The sequence below is a fragment of the Pseudomonas sp. B14(2022) genome (assembly GCF_012030485.1).
Classification (GTDB): Bacteria; Pseudomonadota; Gammaproteobacteria; order Pseudomonadales; family Pseudomonadaceae; genus Aquipseudomonas.
The window spans coordinates 513801-526943 of record NZ_JAAUVM010000001.1 but is presented as its reverse complement, the minus strand read 5'-3'; the positions used below and the strand labels follow the sequence as shown (position 1 = coordinate 526943).

Annotated in this window: 16 protein-coding genes and 2 pseudogenes; 4 read left to right on the top strand and 14 right to left on the bottom strand. The window is 58.2% G+C overall.

The genetic code is table 11. The features are described from left to right. Positions 1 to 8: 8 nt before the first annotated feature. From HCF10_RS02515 to HCF10_RS02495, 5 genes and pseudogenes are all read right to left on the bottom strand, one after another. Positions 9 to 1019, bottom strand: a complete 1011-nt coding sequence (locus HCF10_RS02515; RefSeq protein WP_167654823.1) for a contractile injection system protein, VgrG/Pvc8 family — start codon at positions 1017 to 1019, stop codon at positions 9 to 11. A 9-nt stretch (positions 1020 to 1028) separates the two neighbouring features. Continuing rightward, positions 1029 to 1241, bottom strand: a complete 213-nt coding sequence (locus HCF10_RS02510; RefSeq protein WP_145335104.1) for a tail protein X — start codon at positions 1239 to 1241, stop codon at positions 1029 to 1031. Continuing rightward, positions 1234 to 1617: a phage tail protein gene (locus HCF10_RS02505; protein WP_167654822.1), complete on the bottom strand. Its 384-nt coding sequence runs from the start codon at positions 1615 to 1617 to the stop codon at positions 1234 to 1236. The genes HCF10_RS02510 and HCF10_RS02505 overlap by 8 nt, the downstream gene beginning before the upstream one ends. Then, complete coding sequence (locus tag HCF10_RS02500; protein ID WP_237683049.1) at positions 1617 to 1985, bottom strand: hypothetical protein; 369 nt, start codon at positions 1983 to 1985, stop codon at positions 1617 to 1619. The genes HCF10_RS02505 and HCF10_RS02500 overlap by 1 nt, the downstream gene beginning before the upstream one ends. Next, a pseudogene (locus HCF10_RS02495) lies at positions 1975 to 2091 on the bottom strand (chemotaxis protein); the annotation flags it as partial. The pseudogene HCF10_RS02495 and the gene HCF10_RS02500, both read right to left, overlap by 11 nt. A gap of 209 nt (positions 2092 to 2300) precedes the next feature. On the opposite strand from HCF10_RS02495, the gene HCF10_RS02490 reads away from it, so the two are divergent. Then, on the top strand, positions 2301 to 2654 hold the full coding sequence (locus tag HCF10_RS02490; protein WP_167654821.1) for a hypothetical protein: 354 nt from the start codon (positions 2301 to 2303) through the stop codon (positions 2652 to 2654). A 266-nt stretch (positions 2655 to 2920) separates the two neighbouring features. Here HCF10_RS02490 and HCF10_RS02485 read toward each other — a convergent pair whose 3' ends face one another. From HCF10_RS02485 to HCF10_RS02450, 8 genes and pseudogenes are all read right to left on the bottom strand, one after another. Then, the gene (locus HCF10_RS02485) at positions 2921 to 3883 is read right to left on the bottom strand and encodes a hypothetical protein (RefSeq protein ID WP_167654820.1); all 963 of its coding nucleotides are present in this window, start codon (positions 3881 to 3883) and stop codon (positions 2921 to 2923) included. Positions 3884 to 3894: 11 nt separating this feature from the next. Continuing rightward, positions 3895 to 4080, bottom strand: coding sequence for a zinc finger domain-containing protein (locus HCF10_RS02480; RefSeq protein ID WP_081585403.1), 186 nt, complete (start codon positions 4078 to 4080; stop codon positions 3895 to 3897). Between the two features lie 373 nt (positions 4081 to 4453). Then, a pseudogene (locus HCF10_RS02475) lies at positions 4454 to 4639 on the bottom strand (baseplate J/gp47 family protein); the annotation flags it as partial. Beyond that, complete coding sequence (locus tag HCF10_RS02470) at positions 4636 to 4968, bottom strand: phage baseplate protein (protein WP_167654819.1); 333 nt, start codon at positions 4966 to 4968, stop codon at positions 4636 to 4638. The gene HCF10_RS02470 and the pseudogene HCF10_RS02475, both read right to left, overlap by 4 nt. 9 nt (positions 4969 to 4977) lie before the next feature. Beyond that, positions 4978 to 5589, bottom strand: a complete 612-nt coding sequence (locus HCF10_RS02465; protein WP_131697364.1) for a phage baseplate assembly protein V — start codon at positions 5587 to 5589, stop codon at positions 4978 to 4980. Positions 5590 to 5592: 3 nt separating this feature from the next. Further along, positions 5593 to 6108, bottom strand: a complete 516-nt coding sequence (locus HCF10_RS02460; RefSeq protein ID WP_167654818.1) for a hypothetical protein — start codon at positions 6106 to 6108, stop codon at positions 5593 to 5595. 20 nt (positions 6109 to 6128) lie between these two features. Then, positions 6129 to 6473 (bottom strand): phage holin family protein, encoded by a 345-nt coding sequence (locus HCF10_RS02455; RefSeq protein WP_131697366.1) that lies wholly within the window; start codon positions 6471 to 6473, stop codon positions 6129 to 6131. Positions 6474 to 7072: 599 nt separating this feature from the next. Further along, the gene (locus tag HCF10_RS02450; protein WP_178116720.1) at positions 7073 to 7816 is read right to left on the bottom strand and encodes a LexA family transcriptional regulator; all 744 of its coding nucleotides are present in this window, start codon (positions 7814 to 7816) and stop codon (positions 7073 to 7075) included. Between the two features lie 176 nt (positions 7817 to 7992). Here HCF10_RS02450 and HCF10_RS02445 point away from each other — a divergent pair, with 176 nt between their 5' ends. From HCF10_RS02445 to fdxA, 3 genes are all read left to right on the top strand, one after another. Beyond that, positions 7993 to 8214 (top strand): hypothetical protein, encoded by a 222-nt coding sequence (locus HCF10_RS02445; protein ID WP_145335648.1) that lies wholly within the window; start codon positions 7993 to 7995, stop codon positions 8212 to 8214. Positions 8215 to 8447: 233 nt separating this feature from the next. Next, positions 8448 to 11039, top strand: coding sequence for a DNA mismatch repair protein MutS (gene mutS / locus HCF10_RS02440; RefSeq protein ID WP_131697367.1), 2592 nt, complete (start codon positions 8448 to 8450; stop codon positions 11037 to 11039). Between the two features lie 142 nt (positions 11040 to 11181). Continuing rightward, a complete protein-coding gene (gene fdxA, locus HCF10_RS02435) occupies positions 11182 to 11505 on the top strand; it encodes a ferredoxin FdxA (RefSeq protein ID WP_053137462.1) in 324 nt (107 codons plus the stop codon). 496 nt (positions 11506 to 12001) lie between these two features. On the opposite strand, the gene apbC is transcribed toward fdxA, so the two are convergent. Beyond that, on the bottom strand, positions 12002 to 13096 hold the full coding sequence (gene apbC, locus HCF10_RS02430) for an iron-sulfur cluster carrier protein ApbC (protein WP_131697368.1): 1095 nt from the start codon (positions 13094 to 13096) through the stop codon (positions 12002 to 12004). Between the last annotated feature and the right edge of the window lie 47 nt (positions 13097 to 13143).

The following is a 13143-nucleotide window of genomic DNA, read 5'->3' as shown; positions in this document are numbered from 1 at the left end:
AAAAGTATCTATATCGACAATCCACCCGCCGTGATCGAACTGCGGTATCCCGTCGCCGGATCGCCGACATGAACCACCTGCCTTATCGACCATCGTCCCTGCATATAGGACGGCCAGCTCTCATCCAGCACTAACAGCCCTTCCGCGGCCAACAATGGATTGCCCGGGCAATCGATCAGCAACTTTAAATTTTCACGCCCCACACGGCGTAGTTCGCCTTCGGCAACGGCGCGGGCTTCGGCTTCGTTCTGGTAGCGTTGGCGCAACGTCTTGAACGGCGCATTCCCCACCTGGACCACGCGCTGCTTGCCGGCAGAGGCATCCCACCAACTGGCGCGGCAGCCTTCGTATTTCGAACGGGTTTTTTCGTCGAGTTTGGCGGTGATGAAACTCTGTTCACCGGGGCGGTTATCATCCGTCACGGACAGCTTCACTTCCGGCAGTAGCTGGCCGGAGAGCGACTTGACTCGGCCGGCTTCGGCCAACACATAGAGTTCGTTAAACGGTTTGGTCACCGCACTATAGAGTCGGGCAAGACGCGAAATGAACGCCATGTCGCTTTCGTTGGACTGGTCGATGTGCGCGATCGCAATCCCCTCCAGCGCTGGCGCCACTCGCGGTGAATAGCCGTGACGACTGACCAGTCGGCGAAACAGCGCGCCCAGGGTGGTCGGACCGTAACTGGCGGATCGACGCTGGCGGTAACCCGTTGCATCGACCACGCTGAAGGGCGCTGCGGTGGCTACGATCATCAAGCGCATGGGAAACAGCACCGGGGTCCGTTGGGTGACGACAAACTCGCCCTTCTCCACCAACCCCGATTCCAGGTAACCGACACGCAAGCCGATCTTGCCGTTCAAAGTGGGCAGACCGTCCAGCCCCTCGATATTGAGGGTCAGCTCCAGCCGGTCAGTCTCAATGCCCGCAGCGTCAGTGTGGCTCCAGCGCATCAGGCGTTGATTGAGCAGCGCCGCGTTGGCGCCATAAAACTCGACGATAGGCGTAAATCCCTGTGCCATGCAGCCTCCTTAATCCCAGGCCAAAACGGGTCGCACAGCACCTGATCGAGCGTGCAATTCCGGCACGATCACCCACACGCCGGCCGGTAGCACCGGGCCATATTCGGCAAGCTCGGGGTTCAGGCGCCAGAGGGTTTCTTCCGCTGCGTCATCGCAACGGCCCAACTCCCGATAAAGCAACAGATTGACCGAATCACCGGCGATACTTCGCACTCTACGCATTGACGAATTCCTCCAACTCCAGCGTCCAGGCCATGACCATAGCGGTGCCGTCATCGATCACATTGCTCTGGGTTTCCACCACCGAATTAATCCGCCACAAGCCCCAGTTACGGCCGATGCCGTCAACCAAAGGCAACGGCGCACGCGTGTTTTGCAGCGCGCGCAACTCGTCCAAGCGCTGCATGCCGGTGGCGTACATCGCCGTACCGCTGAACGTGAGCTTTTCCAGCTTCTGCCCGCTCTGTCGCGACTGGGGCTTACTGGCAATAATCACCAAGTCACTCCAGCCGCCGTCGTTGGTACGTACCAACGACGAATAGGCAAACCCTCGGGACAAGCCAAAGATAAAGTCGCCGAGCACCATTTGTTGTCGCATCAGTCACCTCCTGGAGAATCGGCCAGTGCCGCATTGCGTCGGATGCCCAGGGTGTCGGTGACCATCGGCATGCATTGGAACTGCAAGGCTTGGATTACCTGGTTGACGACCTGCTGGGCGTCGGCGGGGTTTACACCGGTGATCTGGATACTCGGGGCGAGGGTGACTTGCACGTTATCCGTGCGCGCCGCGTTGAGTTCCTTGCTCACCGCATTGGGTGCAGGCAGGCGATCCGTTGAGCCGAACAGTTTGTCACCGAGCCAACTGCCTGCCTCGCTGCCGAGCAAACCACCGATTGCGCCACCGACAGCGGTGCTGAGGCCTGAGCCGACGGCGTTTACGCCACCGCTGCGTACGCCTTGAACCACATTGACTTGAAGAGAAATTTCTCAGCCATAACAGACCACCGAGCAGAACAGTGCCGGTACCGCCAAGCCACGCGAACGTGCCTGGCCCCAGGTCGTTAGGATCCATCGCCACTCCATAGAGAAAGGTGGCCGAAGTACGACCTGTACAAATAAGTTAGCCCCAGCACCACTCCCAGCTTGGAGCAATGGGTGTGGTGGAGCCGAAAACGAAAAGGCCCCTACCAATGCAGAGACCTGAAAAGGTAGATTTGGATCGGGTAGAGCGTACCTTCAGCTGGAAAATCTAAATATTTATCCAAGCACAGGAAGAACAACGTGAAGAGAGGGAAAGTTTTCACAGCGCTAGCTGTTGTTGCTTTTCTCAATATGCAGGGTTGCGAAACCCATGAGGCGCACGCAGTAAAAATGATTCGGTGCGCCTTGGCGGGGAGCGGTGATCCAAATATTGAACATGTTGTGATAGTAAAGTCGCTGAACACTACCGCTCTTTACATGAAAGAAAGCGGCATGAAGAGAAATCGAGAAGAGTTAGTCGCGATGTTTGAGGGCGTAAAAAACGAAATATTGGGTCCTCCTGGCTCATCGGGAAAGGAGCAAGAAGCCCGAGCAAAGAAAATCCTCGATACTAAGTTTTGCACGGATTATCTAAATTCACTGCGGCAGGAGTAGGTTAGCGGTCTTTCCCGACATCAACCAAAGACAACCCCAGCGTCGACGCCCCAATGCATCGATCTAGCCGTTCCTGTCTCGCGCTACCCTGGAAGTCAGGTGTTAACAGCACGCGCGGGCTGCCGGTGTTTTTCCGTAGCGCTGCACTACCGGCTTATCCGCGTCCAGGCATCCCCCCAAGGGCCACCCTGGCTGTGGCGAGCCTGAATCAGAAATGAAAAAGCCCAGCGCGACGGCTGGGCTCTATTACGCAAGGAGATAGAAGATCATGGAGTCCAGTAAGCAATCTTGCCGCCTGCACCAACAGCTACAAAGTTGCCGTTACCGAAGGCGACGCTCCGGATATCGGTTCCTGCGAAAGTGTTGGCTTGCTGAACCCAGCCGATCCCATCCTCGGAAACGGCTGTCTTGCCGCCGTCGCCGACAGCTACATACTTGCCATTACCGTAAGCAATGTCGCGGATGATGGTTCCACCGAAACTGGTATCTGCAACAGCAGTCCAGTTAAGCCCATCGGGTGAATATGCCATCTTGCCATCCGCACCAACGATAAACATTTTCCCGTTGCAAAGCTTCATGGAAAGGATGGTACTAGTGCCGAAGGTGCTGGTTACGGTCGAGAATGATTGCGGATTACCCGTCGCCATCTTCACAGCGCTAAGCAGCTTCCCATTCGATCCCGCAACCAACACAAAAACGCCAATGACGTTGACGCAGTACACAGTCTCGTCAGAAGTGAAGGTCGTAGTGCGCTCCACCTGGCCTGACCAATCGCCATAACGGGAAAAGACTTTACCGTTAGACCCAACCAGTATCCAGGTCGCGTCGCTGCCGGAAATTGGCTGATAATAAGCAATGCCTTGCAAGTCTCCGGACACGCGAACAGTTGCCGTAATGTTTGTCCAAGCCCTTTCAGGGCGTGCTGTGCTGCCGTAGGCCACATTGCCGGATTGAGAAAGGGCTTGAAGCTGTGTCCCAATACCGTTCCAGTACAGATCGTTGAGGACCTTTCCGCTATCAGAGGTGACGACGTCCTTAAACTTGGTCCAAGTTGTACCAGTCGCGCCTCCGCTGACAAGCTGAGTGGTTGTGGGAAGACCGTTGCCACCAGCCGCATAAAACTTGCCGTCCCCAAAAACCACGCGCCTAAGCATGCCGGTGTTATCCACCGGTTGCACTTGGGTCCAAAGATCTTGCAAGGTTTGAGACGCCGAATTTGCGTTTTCCATTTTAAACTCCGTTACTTAGCTGATTTAAGTTCAGGCCTCTGTATTGGGCGTATGGCGCTCATGGGCGATTGCTCGAGGCTTGTGGCCTTCACATGATTCAACGTCCCACATCGGGAACATTTGATCTGGAGCTCTGTAAACCCACCCGTGCGGGCGAGAAGTCTTTTGCAGTTACCACATCTGAATTCTTTCAACATCTGCAAGTCCGTTTATTTATTTGCTAGGCTCCCTCCCGCTCGCGCGAGCAGTGAGGGCCTTGGCTGGCTGGCTGGCTACATCTGCGATCTGGCGTCTCCTTAGAGTGTTACAGCACCCTCTGGAGTCGCCCTCTCTTTTTTCGATCCCAACAAAAAGCCCCGAACTTGTCGGGGCTTTTTGCTTTCTTCCGGGCACAAAAAATCCGACACAATGGCCGTTTTTTGTGAATCATCATGATCGGCCTCTAGGGCTCGAGTATCTGCAGTTGCACGCACCGGCGCTGTGGAACGCATAGTCGATCCAACTTGGGTTCACGCGGCCGTCCAAGCAATGCCAGGAGTCGGCGTAGGTTTGCAGCAGTTGCTGCGCGGCCGCTTGGGTCAGCAGTTCACTTTCGTTGTCGAGGCTGACCTTGAGTTTGGCCGCGCTTTGCGGCGCGCGGGTGGCGACGTAATCGACGACAAACGCCTTGAATTCCGCCAGCAGCGGTTCGAACTCATCGACCGCGATAATCGCCGGCTCCGCCAGTTGGTTCTGGCCTGGGATCAGCATGCTCATGTCACGACCTCGAAGGATTGTTGGCGGTTTTTCCAGGTGCCGGCAAAACGCAGCAATAAACCGGCGCCCTGGCGGGTGGCGACGATGACCTGGGGTTGAAAGTCGGCAATGCCGTTCTGGGTGTTATAGAAGGCTTGCGCGGCGTGGCTTTGAGCAAGGATCAGCAGGTCGTCGCCGAGGTTCTGGCCGAGCAGTTGCGGGATCATCGGGCCGTACATCGGGCGCTTCTGACGAGTGCCTAAGGGGGTGGTCAGCGCTCGGGTGGCACGCTGTACGAATTGCAGCCAGTCATCGACGGCTGCCCCGGTGTTCCTATCGATTCCGATCATGGCAACTCCTTATGCGCGGCTGATCACGCGCCCCTGGTGATCCACCACCGGGCCGCTCAAATGCACGCCGGCGGCATCCAGCGAGAGGCCGGTGGCGCCGAGTTGCAGGGTGATGCTCTGGGCACTCATGGTCAGGCTGGCAGCGCCGACCTTGATGTCGACCTGTTCGCGAGAACCGCTGAACGTGGTTGGGCCGTTAATCCAGTTGAAGGTGTGGCTGGCGTCGTCGTAGTCGCTTTGGGTGCCATCCTGATGGCGCCGCCGGGTCAGCGAGGCCACGCTGGACACCGGTGGAAACAGACTACTGTTCAGTCCGAACAGTGCCACAGACTGCGTGCCCCCTTCCCCACCGCCGTAGTTGAGCAGCAGGCATTGTTCGCCCACCGATGGAATACGGGTTTCGGTCTGCGCACCGGCACTGGGGTTGAAGAATCGAATCGCCGGGGTAAGCAACTCACCATGGCTGACCTTGCAGGTATTGCTGGCAGCGTCGACCTCCCGGCACACGCCAATGCGACAGAAACTTTCCGCGCGTCGATACAAGTCTTCGAGCTGGGCTTCCATTTCCGCCAGGCGCTCGACAATCGGCCCCAGTTGCATGCGTAACAATGCGTCGAACATGGACTACTCCTGCAGGGGCCGATATTGATCCGGATCGTCGATGTCCGAGACTTCCCAGGTGCGGGTAAACAGCGGCGTACCTGTGGGATCTTGGAGCAACGACGGGCCGAGATAGAGGGTTTGGGTGAAGGAAACGGTCCAGGTGTCGTAGTCCGTTTCAGCGCTGGAAAATCCGGAAGGCGCCGCAACGATGGACGTGGGTAAATCGCACTGATCCGGCGGCAGGCCCCAGCGGTTATCCAGGGCCAGGTCCATCAATTGGCTGGCCAGGTCGCACGCGTCAAAGGGTGCCGCGCCGCTGGCGACCATAGCCTTGAGTGAAACCGACAAAACATGCGCCTTGCGCCCTTCAGGGGAACGAACCCCGGGACCGTTACGCTCCATGCTGATCAGCACGCCGGTGTGATCCCCGGCGCCGGCAAAGTCCTGGTGGTTGCCTACCTGTAATTGTGGGAAGGCACGCTTCAGCGCGTCCTCAATCGCTACAGGCAGTTGGGATGGTTTTTCGATATGTGTCATCAGTTGCGTCCTTGCAGCAGTTACTGCTGATCCGGTCGGGACGTCGGCGCTTCGTTGACCCCGATGCGCTTGGCCGCCCAGCGTTCATAAAGGCCGATGGCGACGTCTGCGCCGGCCATGGCGGTCAGGCAGCCAATGGCGCCGGCGGTCCAGATCGACATGCCGGCGGCGTAGCACAGCATCAATGCCGAGACCCCGCAGACCATGCATGCCCCGGACCGTAGGGCCAGGCGCCGGACCAGCGACCAACCGCGGGCGCCCTCCTTGTCGGCGCGCCACATTTCGCCGGATACGCCGCCGATCAGGGCCAGTGCGATCACCAGCCAGATAGGCATTTCCGCTAACGCTTGCTGCTCGTTTGTCATGTCACGCCTCCTGGCTGAGCAATGCCGGCGAAGGTCCGGCTTTCGGGTAAATCCATTTATAGGTAGGCATTCCAAAAAGCCCGGTTGCCCGGGCTTTTCAGTAATGCGGTCCAGCTTCGATCTTTCGGCGCTACTGGCGCGGTACGGATCTTTCCTCAATGTTTTTCCGACCACGATCCCTGTCTGCCGGATAACTGCTTCTGGTGCTTTACGCTGCACACCCGGGTCAGTTGCCAACCCTCTGAACCGTTAAGGCCGGTTCATCGCTGCCTGTTCTTGCAAAGCTGTGAAACTAAAGAGCGTCGGCATCCTTGCCGGTGTTGCCTGGCATCCCTGCCATCGCTCTGATGGCGTCCTTGCCGATGTTGCGTGCCTTCCTTGTCTTCCTTGGCAGCATCCTTGCCGCCTCCACCAGGCCTTGTTGGCTGGCTTGAGATGAAGAATATGCATGTATGCATATACAGTCAATGCACAAATGCATTTATTTTCGACATACTCATGCATGGATGCATTTCCGACCTTGCGGGTAAAGGGTTTGACGATTTTCTACAGACGAAAAAAAGCCCGCTCGATGGCGGGCTTTCTCTTACACAAGAAGGTTAACGGGCGTACATCCCCCACCAGAACACATGGCCAAGGATGCTGATCTGCTCATCCTGAATATCCTGGAAGCTGTAGTCCTCATCCGGGTGTTCATCGCGATTGAAACTACGCAGGCGAATCCCGGAAGGCAGGCGATAGAGCTGTTTCACCCGCAACTGGCCGTTGTGATTGATGGCATACAAGTCGCCATCGACGATGTCGCCGATGCCACTTTTGCCAGCATTCACGCCGACCGTCGCGCCGTCGCGCAGTACCGGCAACATACTGTTGCCGCGCACCGTCACACACTTGGCCTGGTCGAACTGCACACCGTTATGCCGCAGGCTGCGCTTTCCAAAACGCAGGCTGGCCTTCTCGCTTTCCTCGATGACGAATCTTCCTGATCCAGCAGCCAATTCAACCTCGCGCAGAAAGGGGATCGACACCTCGTCATCATTAACTGGGGTGTCGTCGTCCCACAGGCTTATATCCTTGAGTTCCGAATGCATCGGGTCGCGCCCGTCATCGCGCAAAGCCCCCACTGCTGCGCGCCCGCGCAGTTGGTCGGTGCTGACGCGGAAGTACTCGGCGATGCGCGAGATGTGTTTATCCGACGGATCAACGATCTTGCCGCTGAGGATCCGGGACAACGTGGATTGAGGCACGCCAGTACGCCGGTGAAGCTCCGTAGGGGAGATCCGGTCGCGGTCCAGCAGCTCTCTCAAGACGATAGAAACGTTGCGTTTTTGCATAGCGGGGATAGTGAAGGGAGTTTTCGAGGTTGGCAAATGCTAATTTGCATAATTCATGCATTAATAATGCACTTGCCATGCCTGCGTCGCCTTCAACCTTGCGTGCTAACCTTGCCGCCATCACAAAACATGCCGGGCCAAGCGCCCCCTTTAGCCCATTTGAAGCGGTATGCGGAAAACCAAGAATGACCCAATGGCGAAATCAGAGCTTCTGGGGCAAGGCATGGATCTATGCTCTGCTGGCACTCTTCATGATAATTTCCGATGGCTCAGATCTTAGCTCGCTGGGCGACGGGGGCTCATCCAATCGCAAGCGCGTCTTCAGCCCGGGATTTATTGTGCTATGCGTTTTCGTCGCAGTGATTGAATTGACAGCGCTGAACCATTTTTATGGGGCAAACGCATGAGTCAGGCGCTGTAGTACAACGTTAAAGCCGCCCCAATCAAGTAAGGCTGCTCGGCCCCTGCAACGAAGCCTTGCGCATTTAAATTAATGCACCACCCCCTTTGCGTTTTACCTATCCGCTTGCGACCTGCGAAGGGCCGACCTCGCGTGTTAACCTTGCGGCCATTGCAAAATCAGCAGGGCCGAGCGCCCCACCTTTGCCCCACTCCTTTCAACGAATTTGCCTATTATCCAATGAGTAAAAACACGTCCGATCTGTCCTCTCACACCCCGATGATGCAGCAGTACTGGCGCCTGAAAAACCAGCACCCTGATCAGTTGATGTTCTATCGCATGGGCGACTTCTACGAGATCTTCTATGAAGACGCGAAGAAGGCGGCCAAGTTGCTGGACATCACTCTGACCGCGCGCGGGCAGTCGGCGGGGCAGTCGATTCCGATGTGCGGGATTCCCTACCATTCGTTGGAAGGCTACCTGGTCAAGCTGGTGAAGCTAGGCGAGTCGGTGGTGATCTGTGAGCAGATCGGCGATCCAGCCACCAGCAAGGGCCCAGTGGAACGCCAGGTGGTGCGCATTATTACGCCGGGGACGGTGAGTGATGAGGCGCTGCTGGATGAGCGTCGCGATAACCTGATCGCCGCGGTGCTGGGCGATGAGCGCTTGTTCGGGCTTTCGGTATTGGACATCACCAGCGGCAATTTTAGCGTGTTGGAGATCAAGGGCTGGGAGAACCTGCTGGCAGAGCTGGAGCGCATCAACCCGGTGGAGTTGTTGATCCCGGATGATTGGCCGAAGGATCTGCCAGCGGAAAAACGTCGTGGGACCAAGCGTCGTGCGCCGTGGGATTTCGAGCGTGATTCGGCGCTGAAAAGCCTGTGCCAGCAGTTCTCGGTACAAGACCTGAAGGGCTTCGGCTGCGAAACCCTGACCCTGGCCATCGGCGCTGCCGGCTGCCTGCTCAGCTACGCCAAGGAAACCCAACGCACCGCCCTGCCGCATTTGCGCAGCCTGCGCCATGAGCGCCTGGACGACACCGTGGTGCTCGATGGCGCGAGCCGTCGCAACCTGGAACTGGACACTAACCTGGCCGGCGGGCGCGATAATACGTTGCAATCGGTGGTCGACCGTTGCCAGACGGCCATGGGCAGCCGCTTGCTGACCCGCTGGCTGAACCGTCCACTGCGGGATTTGACGGTACTGCAAGCGCGTCAGACATCTATTACCTGCCTGCTGGACGGCTATCGCTTTGAAAAGCTGCAACCGCAGTTGAAGGAGATCGGCGATATCGAGCGCATCCTGGCGCGGATCGGCTTGCGCAATGCGCGGCCCCGCGACCTGGCGCGTCTGCGCGATGCCCTCAGCGCCCTGCCGCAACTGCAAGTGGCAATGACCGAGCTGGATACCCCTCACCTGCAACAGCTCGCTGTAACGGCTGGTACCTACCCGGAACTGGCAGCGCTGTTGGAAAAGGCCATCATCGACAACCCGCCGGCGATCATCCGTGACGGTGGCGTACTCAAGACCGGCTACGACAGCGAACTGGACGAACTGCAGTCCCTGAGCGAAAACGCCGGGCAGTTCCTGATCGACCTCGAAGCCCGCGAAAAAGCCCGCACCGGCCTGGCCAACCTGAAGGTGGGCTACAACCGCGTGCATGGCTACTTTATCGAGTTGCCGAGCAAGCAGGCCGAGTCGGCGCCCATCGACTATCAACGCCGCCAGACACTCAAAGGTGCCGAGCGTTTCATCACGCCCGAACTGAAAGAGTTCGAAGACAAGGCGCTGTCGGCCAAGAGCCGTGCCCTGGCCCGGGAAAAGATGCTCTACGAGGCCTTGCTCGAAGACTTGATCAGCCAACTCGCACCGCTGCAGGACACCGCTGCTGCTCTGGCGGAACTGGACGTGCTGAGCAACCTCGCCGAGCGGGCGCTGAACCTCGACCTGAACTGCCCGCGCTTTGTCAGCGAGCCGTGCATGCGCATCGTGCAGGGGCGTCACCCGGTGGTGGAACAGGTGTTGACCACGCCGTTCGTCGCCAACGACCTGTCGCTGGATGACGATACCCGCATGTTGGTGATCACCGGTCCGAACATGGGCGGTAAATCCACCTACATGCGTCAAACCGCGTTGATCGTACTGCTGGCGCATATCGGCAGTTTTGTACCGGCAGCCAGTTGCGAGCTGTCCCTGGTGGACCGCATCTTCACCCGGATCGGCTCCAGCGATGACCTGGCCGGTGGCCGCTCGACCTTTATGGTGGAAATGAGCGAGACCGCGAATATCCTGCACAACGCCACCGAGCGCAGCCTGGTGCTGATGGACGAAGTGGGACGCGGCACCAGCACCTTCGACGGCCTGTCCCTGGCTTGGGCTGCGGCCGAACGGCTGGCGCACCTGCGTGCCTATACGTTGTTCGCCACCCACTACTTCGAACTGACCGTGCTGCCGGAAAGCGAGCCGCTGGTGGCCAACGTGCATCTCAATGCCACCGAGCACAACGAACGCATCGTGTTCCTGCATCACGTGCTGCCCGGGCCCGCCAGCCAGAGTTACGGCCTGGCCGTGGCGCAATTGGCCGGCGTGCCGAACGACGTGATCACCCGTGCCCGCGAGCACCTCAGCCGCCTGGAAACCACGGCCCTGCCCCATGAAACCGTAGTTGCCAGCCCAGCCAAGACGAGCCGCAAACCCGCTGCGCCGCACCAGAGCGATATGTTCGCCAGCCTGCCCCACCCGGTGTTGGATGAGTTGGCAAAGCTTGACCTGGACGACTTGACGCCGCGAAAAGCGCTAGAAATGTTATATGCACTGAAGACTCGGATATAACGCTGACGCTTACAAGCTGATAGACTCTCGCGCGGTTTGGGATGCTGCTGGCTTTTAGCCTGGCCTGCAGACTATCGCTCCCAAACCTCGCGAGCCCTACCACAAAGGGTTTCGCTGCCGCCGCCTGAGGAGAGAATTAGAAATGACCTTCGTCGTCACCGACAACTGCATCAAGTGCAAGTACACCGACTGCGTAGAAGTGTGTCCGGTGGACTGCTTCTACGAAGGGCCGAATTTCCTGGTTATCCACCCGGACGAGTGCATTGACTGCGCCCTGTGTGAGCCTGAATGCCCGGCCGTCGCTATTTTCTCCGAGGACGAAGTCCCGGCGGATATGCAGGAATTTATTCAGTTGAACGTCGAGCTGGCGGAAATCTGGCCGAATATCACTGAGAAGAAAGAACCGCTTCCAGACGCGGAAGAGTGGGATGGCAAGAAAGGCAAAATCAAAGACCTTGAGCGCTAACGCGCTGCTGCCCTCCCAAAAAGGCCCCTTGCGGGCCTTTTTTGCATTCAGGGGCAGGCGTTCACTTTTCTACAGGCAAAAAAAAGGGGCGGTATGACCCGCCCACATTTTTTCCCTAGTCCCTGTGTTCCTTTTCATCATCCTGATGAATCGCATCCTGCGACGTTCCTTCAACCATCGTTCCTTGATGGCTGTGTCAATCCGTGGACACAGGGCTGATGTTAGAGAGTTCCCAGGGAAGTTCAACGGGATCCAACCCGGGCACCGACAGGCTTCAGCGTACAGACAAATATAAATAATTGTTATATTTCAAACAGATAGAAAAATCTCTCAAGGATTCGAGACGCACCCCCCCAGCAAAAAAACCAAACACTTACGAGAAAGTAAGTGAATGCTTACACGAGCAATTGCGTAAAAGCGCAAGGGAACCCCGTTGACCGATCCCCAGGCAAGAAAAAGCCCCGACAACGTCGAGGCTTCTTGTCCTTCAGCGAGTTCAGTCGTCGCTGACCGTAATCGTCGGCATTGCCGGGGCGGCCGCTTCCTGCAGGACGATCCGCGCGCCCACATGACGAGCCAGCTCCTGGTAGATCAGGGCGATCTGACCATCGGGCTCTGCCGCTACAGTGGGCTTGCCGCCGTCGGCCTGTTCACGAATGCCCATCGCCAATGGCAACGAGGCCAGCAGTTCAACGCCGTACTGGGTCGCCAGCTTCTCGCCACCGCCCTCGCCGAACAGGTGCTCGGCGTGACCGCAGTTGGAGCAGATATGCACCGCCATGTTCTCCACGACACCCAGCACCGGGATGTTGACTTTGCGGAACATCTCCACGCCTTTTCTGGCGTCCAGCAGCGCCAGATCCTGGGGCGTGGTCACGATCACCGAGCCGGCCACCGGGACTTTCTGCGCCAGGGTCAGCTGGATATCGCCGGTGCCTGGCGGCATGTCGATCACCAGGTAATCCAGGTCGCCCCAGGCGGTCTGGGTAACCAATTGCAGCAGGGCGCCGGAGACCATCGGTCCACGCCACACCATAGGCGTGTTGTCATCGGTCAGGAACGCCATGGACATGACTTCCACGCCCATGGATTCGATCGGCACGAACCACTTCTGGTCCTTGACCTTAGGTCGCGTGCCTTCGGCGATGCCGAACATCACGCCTTGGCTTGGGCCGTAGATGTCGGCGTCGAGAATCCCCACGCGCGCGCCTTCACGGGCCAGGGCCAGGGCCAGGTTGGCCGCCGTGGTGGATTTGCCCACGCCGCCCTTGCCGGAAGCGACTGCCACCACGTTCTTGACATTGGCCAGGCCTGGGATCTGCGCCTGGGCCTTGTGCGCGGCAATCACGCACTGGATGTCGACTTTGGCCGAACGCACACCGTCGAGGCCCTCGATGGCGATTTGCAGCATCTGCGCCCAACCGCTCTTGAACAGGCCGGCGGCATAACCCAGTTCCAGTTGAACCGAGACCTGATCGCCCTGGATTTCGATGGCGCGTACACAACCGGCGCTGACCGGGTCCTGGTTCAAATAGGGGTCGGTGTACTGGCGAAGAACGGCTTCCACCGCTGCGCGATTGACGGCGCTCATGGGCTACTCCCGAAAAAAGACTGACTGAAACAGGCGGCTATCCTAAC